23 protein-coding genes are annotated in these 15093 nt (G+C 57.3%); 22 read left to right on the top strand and 1 reads right to left on the bottom strand.

The window, feature by feature from the left end:
* Nucleotides 1-20 precede the first annotated feature (20 nt).
* Nucleotides 21-848 carry a S24 family peptidase gene (locus FIV38_RS09585; protein ID WP_092239131.1) on the bottom strand — a complete coding sequence of 276 codons (828 nt, stop codon included), beginning with the start codon at nt 846-848 and terminating at the stop codon, nt 21-23.
* A gap of 90 nt (nt 849-938) precedes the next feature.
* Between FIV38_RS09585 and FIV38_RS09580 the strand changes: the two genes are divergently transcribed.
* From FIV38_RS09580 to FIV38_RS09475, 22 genes are all read left to right on the top strand, one after another.
* Complete coding sequence (locus tag FIV38_RS09580; RefSeq protein WP_092239133.1) at nt 939-1145, top strand: hypothetical protein; 207 nt, start codon at nt 939-941, stop codon at nt 1143-1145.
* A gap of 146 nt (nt 1146-1291) precedes the next feature.
* On the top strand, nt 1292-1516 hold the full coding sequence (locus FIV38_RS09575; RefSeq protein WP_139273603.1) for a hypothetical protein: 225 nt from the start codon (nt 1292-1294) through the stop codon (nt 1514-1516).
* Nucleotides 1513-2223: a helix-turn-helix domain-containing protein gene (locus FIV38_RS09570; protein WP_092239137.1), complete on the top strand. Its 711-nt coding sequence runs from the start codon at nt 1513-1515 to the stop codon at nt 2221-2223. Before FIV38_RS09575 ends, FIV38_RS09570 begins: the two co-directional genes overlap by 4 nt.
* Nucleotides 2216-3601, top strand: a complete 1386-nt coding sequence (gene dnaB, locus FIV38_RS09565; RefSeq protein ID WP_092239139.1) for a replicative DNA helicase — start codon at nt 2216-2218, stop codon at nt 3599-3601. Before FIV38_RS09570 ends, dnaB begins: the two co-directional genes overlap by 8 nt.
* Nucleotides 3601-3810 carry a hypothetical protein gene (locus FIV38_RS09560; protein WP_092239141.1) on the top strand — a complete coding sequence of 70 codons (210 nt, stop codon included), beginning with the start codon at nt 3601-3603 and terminating at the stop codon, nt 3808-3810. Before dnaB ends, FIV38_RS09560 begins: the two co-directional genes overlap by 1 nt.
* Nucleotides 3807-5102, top strand: a complete 1296-nt coding sequence (locus FIV38_RS09555; RefSeq protein WP_092239143.1) for a tyrosine-type recombinase/integrase — start codon at nt 3807-3809, stop codon at nt 5100-5102. Before FIV38_RS09560 ends, FIV38_RS09555 begins: the two co-directional genes overlap by 4 nt.
* 5 nt (nt 5103-5107) lie before the next feature.
* On the top strand, nt 5108-5443 hold the full coding sequence (locus FIV38_RS09550; RefSeq protein ID WP_092239145.1) for a hypothetical protein: 336 nt from the start codon (nt 5108-5110) through the stop codon (nt 5441-5443).
* 3 nt (nt 5444-5446) lie between these two features.
* Nucleotides 5447-5800 (top strand): antiterminator Q family protein, encoded by a 354-nt coding sequence (locus tag FIV38_RS09545; protein WP_092239148.1) that lies wholly within the window; start codon nt 5447-5449, stop codon nt 5798-5800.
* A 118-nt stretch (nt 5801-5918) separates the two neighbouring features.
* The gene (locus tag FIV38_RS09540; protein WP_092239150.1) at nt 5919-6599 is read left to right on the top strand and encodes a hypothetical protein; all 681 of its coding nucleotides are present in this window, start codon (nt 5919-5921) and stop codon (nt 6597-6599) included.
* A gap of 193 nt (nt 6600-6792) precedes the next feature.
* A complete protein-coding gene (locus tag FIV38_RS09535; protein WP_092239152.1) occupies nt 6793-7299 on the top strand; it encodes a hypothetical protein in 507 nt (168 codons plus the stop codon).
* A 45-nt stretch (nt 7300-7344) separates the two neighbouring features.
* On the top strand, nt 7345-7659 hold the full coding sequence (locus FIV38_RS09530) for a phage holin, lambda family (protein ID WP_235861141.1): 315 nt from the start codon (nt 7345-7347) through the stop codon (nt 7657-7659).
* 88 nt (nt 7660-7747) lie between these two features.
* Entirely contained in the window at nt 7748-8008 is a 261-nt protein-coding gene (locus FIV38_RS09525; protein ID WP_235861142.1) for an HNH endonuclease, read from the top strand.
* A gap of 156 nt (nt 8009-8164) precedes the next feature.
* Nucleotides 8165-8608, top strand: a complete 444-nt coding sequence (locus tag FIV38_RS09520) for a terminase small subunit (RefSeq protein ID WP_092239158.1) — start codon at nt 8165-8167, stop codon at nt 8606-8608.
* Entirely contained in the window at nt 8608-10287 is a 1680-nt protein-coding gene (locus FIV38_RS09515; RefSeq protein ID WP_092239160.1) for a terminase large subunit, read from the top strand. The genes FIV38_RS09520 and FIV38_RS09515 overlap by 1 nt, the downstream gene beginning before the upstream one ends.
* Entirely contained in the window at nt 10284-10475 is a 192-nt protein-coding gene (locus FIV38_RS09510) for a hypothetical protein (protein WP_092239163.1), read from the top strand. The genes FIV38_RS09515 and FIV38_RS09510 overlap by 4 nt, the downstream gene beginning before the upstream one ends.
* The gene (locus FIV38_RS09505) at nt 10475-11686 is read left to right on the top strand and encodes a phage portal protein (RefSeq protein ID WP_092239165.1); all 1212 of its coding nucleotides are present in this window, start codon (nt 10475-10477) and stop codon (nt 11684-11686) included. The genes FIV38_RS09510 and FIV38_RS09505 overlap by 1 nt, the downstream gene beginning before the upstream one ends.
* Entirely contained in the window at nt 11664-12323 is a 660-nt protein-coding gene (locus FIV38_RS09500; RefSeq protein ID WP_092239167.1) for an HK97 family phage prohead protease, read from the top strand. Before FIV38_RS09505 ends, FIV38_RS09500 begins: the two co-directional genes overlap by 23 nt.
* A 10-nt stretch (nt 12324-12333) precedes the next feature.
* Entirely contained in the window at nt 12334-13539 is a 1206-nt protein-coding gene (locus FIV38_RS09495; RefSeq protein WP_092239169.1) for a phage major capsid protein, read from the top strand.
* Nucleotides 13540-13580: 41 nt separating this feature from the next.
* Complete coding sequence (locus tag FIV38_RS09490) at nt 13581-13994, top strand: HeH/LEM domain-containing protein (protein ID WP_092239171.1); 414 nt, start codon at nt 13581-13583, stop codon at nt 13992-13994.
* Nucleotides 13987-14304 carry a head-tail connector protein gene (locus FIV38_RS09485; RefSeq protein WP_092239173.1) on the top strand — a complete coding sequence of 106 codons (318 nt, stop codon included), beginning with the start codon at nt 13987-13989 and terminating at the stop codon, nt 14302-14304. The genes FIV38_RS09490 and FIV38_RS09485 overlap by 8 nt, the downstream gene beginning before the upstream one ends.
* Nucleotides 14301-14621, top strand: a complete 321-nt coding sequence (locus tag FIV38_RS09480) for a phage head closure protein (RefSeq protein WP_234451244.1) — start codon at nt 14301-14303, stop codon at nt 14619-14621. Before FIV38_RS09485 ends, FIV38_RS09480 begins: the two co-directional genes overlap by 4 nt.
* The gene (locus tag FIV38_RS09475; RefSeq protein ID WP_092239175.1) at nt 14618-15088 is read left to right on the top strand and encodes an HK97-gp10 family putative phage morphogenesis protein; all 471 of its coding nucleotides are present in this window, start codon (nt 14618-14620) and stop codon (nt 15086-15088) included. The genes FIV38_RS09480 and FIV38_RS09475 overlap by 4 nt, the downstream gene beginning before the upstream one ends.
* Nucleotides 15089-15093 lie beyond the last annotated feature (5 nt).

Raw genomic sequence — 15093 nt, 5'->3', positions numbered from 1 at the left:
CTAGAGCGGCGGGCTTTTGGTTACGCCTTTCGGGCATTCCAGATCAACAATACCTTGGCGTGGATCGTCACGTCGTCAATTCGAGCTGTTTGGTTTTCATAGTGTTTGTTGTCGGATATCAGCCTGTAGCACTCTTCGTCCAGGCGCATTACACGCTTGATGTAGAGCTCTCCATGCCAAGTCAGAACGTATATCCCCTCACCGATGAAATCCCTTACACCCTTGTCGACTATCACGAGGTCTTTATCGTTGATGGTCCCTTCCATGCTCTGGCCCCATCCGTTGATCATGCCGAGAGATGAAGCGGCGGTGTAAGTGACCCCTTTCTCGCGCAGAATCTCCTCGCGCACAACAAGATTTCGAACGACCTCGGTGTAGTCGGGTGGCACCTGGCCGTGCCCCATAGCCGCTCGGATATCGTATTGAGGAATTACGATTTCCTCATTGGTGGGTCGAAGGCTCGACAGGTGCCCAGGGACGAAACCCCCGCCGTGCTCGGCTGGGCTATCTGCTTGCTCTGCTGCCGCGAGCATCGTCTCCCGAGCCTTTTCTGAAAGATTCTTTCCGGCCCTGGACGCGAGCATTTTGGCCATCAACTCAACCGTGGACATGCCGGCCTTGGTGTCGTCGGTGGATGCCTGATCCGGCGTACCCACGCCATCGGACAACCAATCAGGCGAGCAATCCAGAGCCTTTGCCAGCGCCAAAAGGTTTTTTCCCTTTGCGCCATTCGTCCCGCTCACCCAGAAACTGACCGTCGCCTTTGATACGCCAGTCAGTTTGCTGATGTCGGTGGCGCTGAGATTGAGCGCCTTCATGCGTGAGGTCACGCGGTCTTTAAAGTCCATATTTAGGATTCTAAACAATTCGATGTTTAGATAACTTGCCTTGTGTTGTTAAGAACTCTAAACTCGCCAAAGACAATGGAGACCCGCCCCATGACCTTCGACGAAGCCCTGAACCATTTCCGCACCGGTCGCGCCATCGGTGACGCGCTCCGCGTTAGCGGTAGCCGCGTTTCCCAGTGCCGTGCGGCGGGTGGATTTTCGTACCCAATGCAGTGCGTTCTTGAAAAGGAGTCCGACGGTGCATTGATCGCCAAGCGAGACGATGACCCGGCCCAGCCGATGAAACAGTCCGCTTAAGCTTTTTAATGACGCCATTTTCCGCCTTGGCGGGAAGGGCGGATAGAGATTTGGGGTTAGCTGTTAATTCATACAGTGACCAAATCGCAGACATAAAAAAACCGCCTGGCAGGGCGGTTCAGTGCAACGTTTTAGCGAGGTCGATAATGATCAAAAACACTCACGCAGTCAATAGTTCTGGCGATGTCGCGACACTTCCCGGCGAGCCCGAAAATGTGTCACGACACGCAGTCACCAGTCAAATCGCCGCGATGAATGCCGCCCTCATGATTGGCGGACAGTACTCGCTCGCGTCCAAAACCAAATTCCGCCGGGAATGCCTCAATCACTTGAAGGCGTCCCTGGCTCCTGCCCAGGATGTTTCCGCATGAGCACCATCATCATGAGCCTGTGCTGGCCTTTGCAAGGAATGAGCGGCCCGCAGAAAGCTGTCCTGATATCCCTGGCTGACAATGCAAACGACGAGGGTGTTTGCTGGCCTTCGGTAGCCCGTATCGCCGAGCGAACGTGTCTCGCAGAAAGGACCGTTCAGGGCGCCATCAAGTGGCTAGGGCAAGCGAGCATCTTGTCTGTCCGTGAGCGGATGGGCCGCTCGACAATGTACACCCTGACCCCGGCAGCATATGCACCCCTGCAAGACATGCACCCCGCAGCAGATGCACCGCCACCCCCGCAGCTCACGACAGAAACCCCCGCAGCAGCTGCACCCAGAACCGTAATAGAACCATCAAGTGAACCATCACCTCCTGTCGGCGATGAGAACCCGTCGAAAATCGCGAAGCCGAAATGCCCGTCACAGGCAATCGTCGACCTGTTCAACAAAACGCTTCCTGGACTCCCTCAGGTAGCGATGTTGACCAAGGACCGGGTCACAAAGATTTCTGCGCGTTGGAACGACAGCACGGTTCACCAGGACTTGGGGTTTTGGGCTGAGTTCTTCGAGTTGGTCGGTTCGAGCCCGTTTCTGATGGGGGAAGGCGAGGGAAGGGATGGGAACAAGCCATTCCGGGCCACGTTCGATTGGCTGATCAAGCCGAGCAACTTCGTCAAGGTCGTGGAGGGTAATTACCATGCGTGATCCCTACAGCACCGAGGCGGAACACGCACTGCTTGGCGCCATGATGCAGCGCCCTGACCTGATCGAAACCTTGAGCGACGACCTGTCCGCCGAGGCGTTTTACTTCGCCGAGAACGCCGATGTATTCCGGGCGATCACGGTACTCCGCTCGGAAGGGCGGCCAGTGGATTTCCTCACCGTCGGTAATCACATCGGTGACCTTGCCTCAACGGGCACCCCGGCCTTTGCATATTGCGCCGAGATCATAAAGAACACCCCGAGCGTGGCCAACGCTGCAGCGTATGCCGCCATCATTCGAGAGCGGGCCATAGACCGGGCTTTGTACGATCTCGGCAGCCGGGCCATGGAAATTGCGCACGACGATCAGGATGTCCAGGCGAAGATTTCCGCCATCCAAGCCGCCGCCATGGCCATTGATTGCGGGTCCGGCGATGACGACATTGTCAAAATCGGCGATGTACTGACCGATCAGTTGGAGGTTTGGCAGGAGCGGCATGATCGGCACGCCAGAGGCGACACGCTGATTGGGCTCTCTACCGGCTTGCCAGACCTCGACGACAAGATTGGAGGCCTTCAGCCCGACCACCTGTACATCGTCGCTGGCCGCCCAGGCATGGGGAAGACGACTCTTGGAATGGGCTTCATCCTTGATGCGGCAGTTCGGCAGAGCAAGTCCTCGCTCGTTGTCAGCTTAGAGATGAACCAGGGCCAGCTGCTGGACAGGGCCACGGCTTCAGAGGGGCGAATCCCGCTGACGCTGGTGAAGAACGGAACAGCATGCCAGAGCCACGGCGCAGAACTCGCCGCTGCTGCGGGCCTGCTGCGTCGTGCGCCGCTGTACATCGCGGACCGGGCAGGGTCGTCGATTGGGCGTATTCGCTCATTGGCTCGCCGCCACAAGATGCGTTACGGCCTCGACCTGTTGATGATCGACTACCTGCAACTGCTCGACGGTGAGGGCGGCAACCGTACTGAAGAGGTCAGCAGTATCAGTCGCGGATGCAAGCTGCTCGCCAAAGAGCTAAGCATTCCCGTCGTGCTTCTCAGCCAGCTCTCACGAAAGTGCGAAGAGCGTCCAAACAAACGCCCAATCCCCTCGGACTTGAGGGAGTCAGGAGCCATCGAGCAAGACGCCGATGTGATCCTGTTCGTGTACCGGGACGAGGTCTACAACGAAAATTCCGACGCCAAGGGTATTGCCGAAATCATCATCGGCAAGGGCCGTGATATCGAAATGGGCACGGTCCGCGCTGCCTTTCTTGGCCAATACAACCGCTTTGAAACCCTTGCTGCTGGGTGGAGGCCTGAGCCAGTCGAACAGCCGGACGGCAAGGTGACCAGCATGCGTGACCGTTACAAATCAAAGGATAAATTCTAATGGCAGATCCCCGCCTTGCCGTTCCCAAGCCTGACCTGTACCGCTACGCGGTGTTTTGCTGTTCTTCCAAGATAGACCTAGGGAGTGCACCAGATCATGCGCTAGCGCTCTTTTTTGATAAGGCCATGGCAGTTCGATACGGCGGCCAGATGTGGCCGTCGACGTTTGAGGTTATCGACCTCCTTGATCCGGAGGAGGGCGCGTTTTGAACACCCAAATCAAAACCCTGACGGTGAAGCTGTCGGATGCCGAGATCGCCCGCAATGCCAAGCTTGAGCATGTGCGCGACCTGCGGGATGCCGGCCACCCGGCGCTGCACTTTCGTTTCGCCAAGAATCGCACGCGCGGCTCCTGGTACCTGCTCTACAAGCGCAAATGGCATCGCATCGGCGGCTTTCCCGAACTGAACACCAAGCAGGTGATCGCCGCACTGCCGGCGGTGCGCCTGCGGGTCGCTGCCGACGGCGCGGCCAGTGTTTCGGGCTGGGTAACCGTGGGTGAACTGCTCGATTGGTTCGGTGACCGCATGGCCAAGTCGCGTGCGCTCTCCGACAAGCGCCGGGCTGCGGGCAAGTCGGCCATCAGTTGCCAGCTCAAGCCGCGCCTGGACGATCTGCTGCTGCGCGACGTGAGCGCCCAGACCCTCGACAAGCTGCTGATGTGGCCAGCCCAGGCCGAACTATCGCTGTCCTACGTGCAGCAGCTGTACCGCCTGCTCGCGGTAGCCTTCCGTCAGGCGCGCAAGCTGGACCTGATCCCGGTCAACCCGATGGCGGAAATGAAGTTCGTCAACTTCACCACGGCGCGGATCCTGCCCAAACCGGCGCGGTTGCGTGACGTGCAGTTGCAGGACCTGGTGAGCCTGCTGGGCGAGCGCTTCGACAGCGCGCCGGGTGACGCCATGCTGGCCTTGATGATGCTGTGCCACGGCACTCGGATTGGCGAAACCCGCCAGTCCCGCTGGGCCGATATCGCTCTGCCAGAGCGTGAGTGGTTCATCCCAGCAGAACACACCAAGACTAAGACCGAGCTGCGGGTACCGCTGACCGACCAAGTTTGCTCGCTCCTACAGAGATACCGTGGCCTACAGGCTGCCCAAGGGTATGAAGGCGCCTTCCTGTTCCCGTCGCGCCGAGGCAAGCCGCTGAGCGACCACCAGGCGAGTGCGGTATTCACGCGGTTAGGGCAGGGCGCCTGGACCAGTCACGATCTACGCAAGGTGGCCCGGACAGCCTGGACTGACCTCGGCGTCGACGGGCACATCGGCGAGATGCTGCTCAACCATTCGCTGGGAAAGATTGCCTCCACCTACATCAACACCCAGGCCAAGGAGCAGCGCCGCCTGGCCCTGGTGAAGTGGCACAACTGGTTAGATCAGCGTGGCTTCAAGGCGATCCACATGCAGACAGGCGTTAGATATGAAGATTCGCAAAACCTCGTAGACGCCTTGAACGGCGGGGCCTGCGAGCCAGAACCACAATTTGTTAAGGGCGAGGTTTAAAAGTGATGAAAAAGCAGTATGGCCCCGCCTTCAAGGCTCAGCAGCTCGACCTTAATCGGTGTCCGGTATGCAAGGGCAAGGCGGTTACGAAGGGCGTATTCCATGAGTTGCCTTGTGTCCAGTGCAACGCCTCGGGTTGGGTGTCGGCTGATACCGGGCACCCGCTGCCTCTGGAAGTCCTGGTCACTCAGTTGAGTATTCGGCTCCAGGCTACTGAGTTGCAGTTGGAGGTGATGAGTAAGGCGGTATGGATGGGGGTGGATCTGGCTGCGCCGGAGTCGATCCAGTACGAACAGAACAACCGTCGCGGCGCCGGCGGCACCAACTACACAGGGGATTGAATCATGGCCTTCACACCGAGCTTTAAAGAGCGTACCGCCGAGGATCTGCTGGAACATTGGGGCCGCTGGGTTGTCCTGGGCTCAGGTGTGTCGTGCTGTGCGTCCCGCGAGAACACTATCCTGTCGCCTATGATCACCGACGACGACGCCCTATTGATCGACGGGCTCATGGGTCGCCTTCTCAAGCGCTACGCTGAGTGTGGCCAGGTGCTGATGAAGTACTACACCACCCGCGACAGCTCGCTGATGGAGGTCGGCAAGAAGATGGGCTTCGGCGAAGAAAAGACGCGCGGGCTCTGGAAGTCCGGCATTGCCTGGATTGATGGAGCTTTAGATATTCGTCGTCAGGCTGCTTGACAGCCCCGGTCCCGACATATAGATTTCTCGTTACTTTGCGGTTTTTCCGCGAGCAAAGCCCGACCCTGAGTTGGGCTTTTTGCTTTTTGCGTGAAGCAAGAGGAACCATGGAGAGTTCATGTCTTTGCGATCAATCTGGAAAAAGGAAAACCTTAAGCGACTTGCCTTTGAGGGTGAGAGAAAACGCTGTGATCGCAATTGGCTCACGCATAAGCAGCGTGTGCAGCAAGTGTTTGATGAGTTTTTAACGCTCGCCCCTCGATTTATGGTGATGGATTCAGTAACCGCTAGGAGGGCGACTGAAGAAAGCAGCCCTCTGCAATATGGAGAGGACTCGGTGGTTCTTTCGGAGATGAGTTTTTTTACTCGGAGAAAAACTGAGTACAGAAATGGTGTCTCCGTAAAAATAGACCGCGAAAAAGAAGTTGGAGGATCGTTAACCGTCCACTACACAGAAGGTGAGGCGGTGATACAGGTGTTCTTCACTCCTCCTATTTCGGATCAATCGACCATTGAGAAAATGGATGTTTTATTTTGGTATGGGCGTAACACAGATGACCTTACTATTTCTTTCGTTGAAGGCTTGATTAGTAAGTTTTTGATTTTTTGTCGAGTTGAAAGTAATTTTCAGCGGAGCAGCATCTTTGAGCGTGCGAGAGTTCGCTGGTGGCGGTTTATGGATGTCCGTAATCGCTGGCAGTTGTATGGCACTCACATCGGGTTGCTTAACCTTTGGGAAGTAACAGTAGTCACAGGTTTGATCGCAGTTGCCGGCCTTTTAGTAGCTATATTCAATTAGGTTTTTCGCCTTATAGGTCCTGCCACTGGGCAGGTTTTTTGCTATCAACAGTTCATTGAGCCTCGGCATTTGCCGGGGCTTTTTCGTTTTCGGCTCCACCACGCCCATTGCTCCGAGCTGGGAGTGCTGCTGGAGCTGATCTATCTCTAGGCTCGCCATATCGGCGGGCCTTTTCTGTTTCTGGAGCCCGGTAATGACCGATCAAGCAAAACGAGACAAGCAGGCTGTCATCGATGCAGTGGTGGGTGGTGATGTCGCCATGCTTGCCACGGCATTGAAGCGTCTGTCGAACAGCGATCCTTCGGCATTCCTCGACATTACCGGCGACCTGCTCAACACCAAGCAGCGCGAACAGTTCTCGATGATTGGCTTTGGTCGCATGCCTGACGCCTATCACGCAGATGGGGTGGTGTACGGCGCCATGTACACCGATGGCTCTATCTTTCTAAAGCGAGCCCATCCTGCCGGTGTCGGGTTACCCATTGAAGCGGTGCGCCAGGCCGTCGAGAAGGCCCGCGCCGAGTACGAACAGTCTGTGTTGAATGTGGTGCACAACCTTGGGAGCACGATGGAGTTGCTGGACAAGATGCTCGCCGGCCACTCCTTCGTTGATACCAAGCTGACCAGCCTCGCTCATGTCGAGTTGTTGAAAGGCAAGGCGCTGCTGGTTGCAGCACTGAATCCACTCACGCGCGACTAACCACATTCCCTCACTCCCAAACCGGGAGGAAATGAGATGCCGAACATGCCTGATAAAGACCCTTCCTTCTGGGCACTGATCCTCACCGCGCTCAGAGAGAACGGTCTGGCCATGGTGCTGACCTTTGCGTTGACCTGGCTTCGCATTCAGTACGATGCAAAGGAAACCAAGCCTTGGCGACAGTTCATCGAGGCAACACTCGGCGCACTGATCGTGATGGTGGTTGGCCTGACGGTTAAAGAGTTCGGCTTCAGCATTGCTTGGTCGTTCTTTGCCGCTGGGTTCGTCGGCATCCTTGGTGTCGAACAGGCGCGGAAGCTGGGTAATCGCTGGGCTGAACGCAAGGCGGACGAACTGTAATAGGTAGGAGTTCTGATTTATGCCAAGGCTGAAGATGCACAAGTCGCCTCTAAAGATGGCCACGAACCAGACCTTAAAGGTTCACGTCGTGGCTGACAGGCGAATCACTGGTCGCCGGCTCCAGGCCCGGCGCCTGGCTGTGTGGCGACAAGATCCAACCTGCGCTACCTGCGGCCGAGTGGTCAACTTCCCTGATGGTTTCGAGTTGGACCACAAGACTCCGCTGTTCATGGGTGGTGAGGATGTCGAGGCGAACTGCCAGGTGCTCTGCGTGCGCTTCGAGCTGGTCGATGGTCAGCGCATCAAGAAGGGATGCCACGCATCCAAGACCGTGGCCGAAGCATCCTGAGCCTGGCCTGAGAGGATGCACCGAAGTGGTGCGGCATCGGGGGCTTTGGCGTGCCACAAGGGGAGGGGAGGGGGTAAAACCTCACGCCTCTCTTGCCCGGAAACCTCACCCTCTCCCATTCGTAGATTTTTCCCCCGTTAACAGGATCCGTTAACTATGGCGTTAACCGAACAAAAGCGCCGGTACGCCGAAGCGCGGCTGTCCGGTGAGAGCAAAAAGCAGGCGGCAATATCCGCTGGGTGCCCCGAAAAGACAGCATCGCAGGCGGCATCTCGGCTAGAAAAAGATCCGGAAGTTCTGGCAGCAATGGGCAGATCGACGGCGGTTAAGTCTGCCGCGAAATCCGTCACCCCCACGGGGGATCCTGACCCCTATATCCCGAAAGCTGCTACCGATCCGCTGGAGTTCTTCGCGGGGATGATGAATGACTTAGAGGCTGACCCAAAGCTTCGTCTCGATGCAGCCAAAGCACTGGCAAGCTTCACGGTCAGTAAGCCTGGCGAAAAGGGCAAGAAGGATCAGTTGCAGGAGGCTGCCGAAAAGGTAGCGTCTGGCCGGTTTGGCTTACGCAAACCGGGTCAACTTAAGGCGGTGAAGTGATGAACTGGGCTACCGGATGCCCAGACTGGGAGAAGCGCATCGTCGATCAAGAGTCGATTATGCCGTTGTCCCCCATATTTCAAGACCAAGCCGATGAAGCGTTGGACGTGTTTTGCAATTTGCGGATGGTCGACGCGGACGGTAGCCCGTTGATGGGTGATACCTGCCGTCCATGGGTGCTGGAACTGGTCGGTGTACTGTTTGGCTCCTATGACGCAGAGGCACGGCGCAGGCTGATCACCAACTACTTTCTAATGGTCAGCAAGAAAAACGGTAAGAGCACTATTGCTGCCGGAATTATGCTTACGGCGCTGATACTCAATGCTAGGCCTTCAGGTGAGTTCATCATCCTGGCGCCTACGAAGGAAGCTGCCGACAACGCTTATAAGCCGATTCGCGACATGATCAAGGCGGACGATGATCTGGAGGCGCGCTTCCATGAGCAAGAGCACCTCCGCACGATCACCGACCGATTGAATCAAGCAACTCTGAAAGTTGTCGCCGCCGACAGCGCTACGGTTACGGGCAAGAAGGCCATCGGTGTGTTTATCGATGAGCTGCACGAATTTGGCAAGCAGGCCAAGTCAGCAAATATGCTGACCGAGGCAACAGGCGGCCTTGCGTCTCGCCCAGAAGGTTTTGTCTTTTACTGCACTACTCAGTCGGCATCGCCGCCAGCAGGTGTGTTCAAGGCCAAGCTGGATTATGCCCGTGGTGTGCGCGACGGCAGGATCATCGATAAACGATTTCTGCCGATCATTTACGAGTTTCCGAGGCGAATGATTGAGCAAGGCCTCCACAAGGATCTTGCTAACGCTTATGTGACAAACCCGAACTGGGGGGTATCGGTAGACCAGCAAGTCATTGAGCAGAAGTATCAGGAAGCTCAAGAGGCTGGCGAAGAATCCATCCGTGACTTCCTGGCTAAGCACATGAACGTCGAGATCGGCCTAGCGTTGCTCAGTAATCGCTGGCCAGGCGCCGAGTTTTGGGAGGCCCAGGTCCGTAAGTGCATCACGCTGGATTACATCCTTGAGCGCAGTGAAGTCGTGACCATTGGCGTCGATGGCGGTGGCCTTGACGATTTGCTTGGTCTGGCCGTTCTGGGTCGTGATCGTGAAAGCCGGCAGTGGCTGGCCTGGTGCCGGGCCTGGGCGCATCCATCGGTGCTTGAGCGGCGCAAGGACATCGCAGCGAACCTTAACGACTACGCCCGTAGCGATGACCTGGTGCTTGTTAAACATATTGGCGATGACGTGGATGAAGTGGCTGACATCGTGGATCAGGTCGACGCCTCTGGCCTCCTGCATCAGGTAGGTCTCGACCCTGCCGGTATCGGTGCAATTCTTGAAGCGATCACGGCTCGCGGCGTCAGCCAGGAGAAGGTGGTCGGTGTCAGTCAGGGTTGGCGGCTCGGCGGCGCAATCAAAACCACTGAGCGGAAGCTTGCCGAGGGCGGGCTCATTCATGCCGACCAGCCTTTGATGAACTGGTGTTGCGGTAACGCAAGGGTCGAGCCGAAAGGCAACTCAATCTTGATTACAAAACAGGCCAGCGGCTCGGCAAAGATCGACCCGCTTATGGCTCTGTTCTGTGCGGTTTCGATAATGGCAACGAACCCCAAAGTGGAAGGCACCCTTTCTGACCACATCATGAAGCACGGACTAAGAACCTTATGACCGATGAAATTAAGGCGCCAAAGCTTGCAGCGCTGAAGGAAGCCTTGCCTGACGTTATCGGGATACTTGGGCTTGGCCTGCTGACCCGGGGTTTGTGGGCATGGATGGGCGAACCTCTGGCCCTGACTGTTTGCGGAGCGCTCCTGATCACCTTGTCTGTTGTCTCGATAGTGCGGGGTGGCCGGTAATGCTTCGATCACTCCTTGGAAGAAAGAGCGCCTCCCAGGCAATCGATACTTCGGAGAAACTCGCTAAAGCCCTGGGAGAAGGATACGAAAGCAACTCAGGGCAGCGAGTCACCACGAATAGCGCAATGCAGCAGTTGGTTGTTTTCAACTGCGTCCGGGTTTTGGCAGAGTCGATGGGAATGCTCCCTTGCCGTCTGCTGAAGCAAACCGGCCGGGTGAGATTGCCCGCAACGGCTCACCGGCTTTATCCACTAATCACCATGGCGCCCAACAGTTACATGACTGCCCAGGAGTTCTGGGAGTTGCTGGTGGCGTGCCTGTGCCTGCGCGGTAACTTCTATGCCTACAAGGTATCGGCGCTTGGGAATGTGGGCGAACTACTACCACTGAACCCTGACATCGTCACACCCAAGCTAAAAGACGACTGGACGGTTGAGTACACCGTCAACTTCAAGTCAGGCACCAAGGTTCTGACGCAGGATGAAATTTGGCATGTTCGGCTGTTCACGCTGGATGGCTTGAATGGGCTTAACCCGATTGCCTATGCCCGCCAGGCGCTTGGTCTTGGTCAGGCTATGGACGCCCATGCTGCCAAGCTGTTTACCAATGGCGCAGTTACAAGTGGTGTCCTGCGCACCGAGCAGGAACTGTCTCCCGAGGCGTTTGATCGGCTCAAGACGGAGTTTCAGGGCGAGCACATGGGCGTGGCCAACGCCTATAAACCAATGATCTTGGAGATGGGGCTGGATTGGAAACCAATCAGCCTCAGCGCTCAGGATACCCAATTTATCGAATCCAAGAAGCTGACTGAGGCACAGATTTGCGGCTTGTTCCGCGTGCCGCCGCACCTGGTGGCCAGCATGGAAAAGATGACGCTCAACAACATTGAGCACATGGGTATGAGCTTCGTGAACTACTCACTGGTTCCGATCATGACCCGCATCGAGCACCGCATTCGGGTCGGGCTACTCAACGAGAAAGATCGCCTAACTCACTACGCCAAGTTCAATGCCGGTGCCCTGATGCGCGGCGATCTTAAAGGGCGATACGAATCCTACGGCAAGGGTATTCAGTGGGGGATCTTGAGCCCCAACGACTGCCGCGAGCTGGAGGACGAAAACCCCCGTGATGGCGGCGACATCTACCTCACCCCAATGAACATGACCACCAAACCAGAGGCTGCCGACGATGCAGACAAAACAGCGTCTTGACGTGCCGCTGACCCTTAAATCGGTCAGCGACAGCGGCGAGTTCGAAGGCTACGGGTCGGTGTTCGGCGTCGTGGACAGTTACAGCGATGTTGTTGTACGCGGCGCATTCGCTGCCAGCCTGGCCAGATGGAAAGAGAAAGGCCGCCTGCCAGCGATGCTCTGGCAACACCAAATGAGCGAACCGATCGGGGTCTACACCGAGATGCGCGAAGACGACGTGGGCCTGTACGTCAAAGGTCGACTGCTTGTCGATGATGACCCGCTGGCCAAGCGTGCGCACGGGCACATGAAAGCAAGAAGCCTTACCGGGCTGTCCATCGGCTACGTGCTCGAGGACGGCGGTTACGAATACGACAAGGAAAAGGGCATCTGGCTGCTGAAGGCTATCGACCTCTGGGAAGTTTCCCCGGTCACCTTCCCGGCCAACGACGAGGCCCGGATCACTGATGTGAAATCTCTGCTGGCCCGCGGCGAAACACCGCCGCCCAGCAAAGTGGAGCGAGCCCTTCGAGAGGTTGGGTTTTCTGGCTCACAGGCCAAGGCCTTTATGGCCAAGGGCTACGGCGCAGTTTCACCGCGAGAGGCGGGTGCCGACGAAGCACTGCAATTCCTCAAAACCCTATCTGATCGAATGTAAGGAGCCTCTCATGGCTGTTGAAATCAAAGACGTACAAGACGTTGCCGAAGCATTGGGCAAGAAGTTTGACGAGTTCAAAGAGAAAAACGACAAGCGCATCGACGGCCTGGAAGCCGAAAAGGGCAAGCTGTCCGGCCAGGTCGATACCCTCAACGAGAAGTTGAGCGAGCTGGATGAGCTGAAAAGCAACCTGGAAAAAGAGCTGTTGTCCCTCAAGCGCCCAGACGGTACCGGCACCAAGGCCGCCAGTGAGCACAAGACCGCATTCATGCAGTTCGTGCGCAAGGGCATCGAGACCGGTCTGGGCGAACTGCAGGCCAAGGCCTTGCAGGTGGGCGTTGATGCCGATGGCGGTTTTGCGGTCCCTGAAGAGCTGGATCGCAGCATCATCGAGCTGCTGCGCGATACCTCGCCAATGCGCCAGGTATGCAACCAAATCACTGTTGGCAGCCCGGACTACAAGCGTTTAGTGAACCTTGGCGGTAACGGTGCTGGCTGGGTTGGTGAAACCGATCCGCGCCCGGCAACCAATACCCCGAAGCTGGGTAACATCTCTGCCTTTATGGGCGAGCTGTACGCCAACCCACAAGCCACTCAGACCAGTCTTGACGATATCTTCTTCGATGCCGAGGGCTGGTTGAATGGTGAGGTTGCCCGCGACTTCGCCGAGAAGGAAGGCAATGCTTTCCTGAAGGGTGATGGCGTCAACAAGCCTAAAGGTCTGCTGGCCTACGGCCTCGACCTGAAGACCGACGACGACCGCGCGTTTGGCGTTCTGCAAAAGCTCGTCTCTGGCACTGCCGGGGCGATCACTGGCGACAGTCTGATCAACCTGATTCACGCCCTCAAGGCGGGCTACCGCGCCAACGGCACCTGGATGATGGGCAACCTTACCGTTGCCTACGTCCGCAAGCTGAAGGATAGCGAGGGCAACTATCTGTGGCGCCCAGGCCTGGAAGCAGGTGCACCGTCGGTTCTGCTGGGTTACGGCATCACCGAAAACGAAGACATGCCAGATGTTGCGGCTGACGCCAACGCCATCGCATTCGGCGACTTCAAGCGCGCCTACACCGTTGTGGACCGTATCGGCACTCGCGTGCTGCGTGACCCCTACACCAACAAGCCGTTTGTTGGCTTCTACACCACCAAGCGCGTCGGCGGCATGCTGGTCGACTCCCAGGCCGTGAAGATTCTCACTCTGAGCGCCGCTGCCTAAATGGGCGGGCGCCTACGGGCGCCCAGCCTGCCGGAGGATTTATGCCGATCATTATTGTGAAAAAGCCGTTCCCATTCTCTGCGGACGGCAACCATGTAGTTGAGGTTCCTGCCGGCGAGCAGGATGTCTCGGAGCGTTGTGCGCTGGTCGCGGTCGAGCACCTGGGCGTGGCGTCTTACCCCAATCAACTGGACGCCAATGGTTTGAAGCTGGATGGCCCGACCATTGCTGAGTTTTTAGCAGCCGGCTACCTGGCAGTGAATTACCCGCCCGAGGGTTACGCATCGCGCAGCTCTCAGGAAGAAATCGACGCTGCGATCGAGGCTCAGAAAGAAACCGATCCGCTGAAGATGAAGGTTCCCGACCTGAAGGTCTGGCTCACCGGCAAAGGGATTGAGTTTGATCCCTCCGCCAACAAAGAGGCACTTCAGGCGTTGGTGCCAAAGAGTGATTGATCTCCCCATCGTCAAGGCTCACTTACGGGTCGACCATGACGACGAGGATGCGCTGATTGAGGGCTACAGGGATGCAGCCCTCAGCGCGTTTGAGACCTGGACCAATCGCACGCTTGTCAGCCCAGAGACGGCCTTGCCAGATCCGGTCGGCAATGCGCTACGAATGAGCAAGTCTATCCAGCAGGGAGCGCTGCTGCTGATCGGTCATTGGTACAGCAGTCGCGAGACGGTGGTGATTGGAACGATCACTGCTGAGTTGCCTATGGCGACAAACGCGCTTTGGAAGCCTCATCGCTGGGTGAATATATGAGAGCCGGCCCAATGCGTCACCGCTGCATGCGGCGCGGCTACATCGAAGGCAAGGATGCCCTCGGCCAACCCTCGAAGGTCTGGGGCGACCTGGGCAAGCTCTGGGCGGAGATCAACATTCCCTCCGGACGCATGTACGAGGCCGCGTCACAGATGCAGGTCACGGTGAATGCTGAGATCAACATCCGCTACCGCAAGGACGTGGTAGCGGGCCAGCACCTGGTGCATGACGGCACCACTTACGAAATCATCGCGCCGCTGGCTACAAACCAGCGGGACATGCTGAAACTCATGTGCAAAACGGTGAAACCCAAATGAGCAACGGATCGCTGACAGTTCTGGGGCTTGGTGAGCTGCAGATTGACTTCGAGCGGCTGGCCAAGTCTGTCGGTAATAAGGTCGTCCGGGACGCTGTCATGGCCGGGGCCCGAGTTGCCCGGGACAAGGTGCGTGGCACTGCGCCTGTTCGCACCGGCAAGCTGAAGAAGAACATCGCGGCGGTACGTCTCAAGCAGGCTGATACACCGGGCGGCGCGACCGCCGGCATCCGTGTAAAGAAGCCAGCCGGCAAACAATCCAAGGCGCTCAAGCGCCCTGGAAAGAAAGGTCGCACCAGCAAAACCGAGTGGGATGCCCCGTTCTACTGGAAATTCCTGGAGCTTGGCACCTCGAAGATGCAGGCCCACCCCTTCATTCGGCCGGCCTGGGACGGCAGTCTTCCTGAGATTGAAAAGGCTGTCGCTGACAAGTTGGCCGAAGGCATCGACAACGCCATCACCCGGTAAACCCA

The sequence above is a fragment of the Pseudomonas proteolytica genome, from assembly GCF_007858275.1.
GTDB lineage: Bacteria > Pseudomonadota > Gammaproteobacteria > Pseudomonadales > Pseudomonadaceae > Aquipseudomonas > Aquipseudomonas proteolytica.
This window is presented reverse-complemented; position numbering and strand designations above follow the sequence as displayed.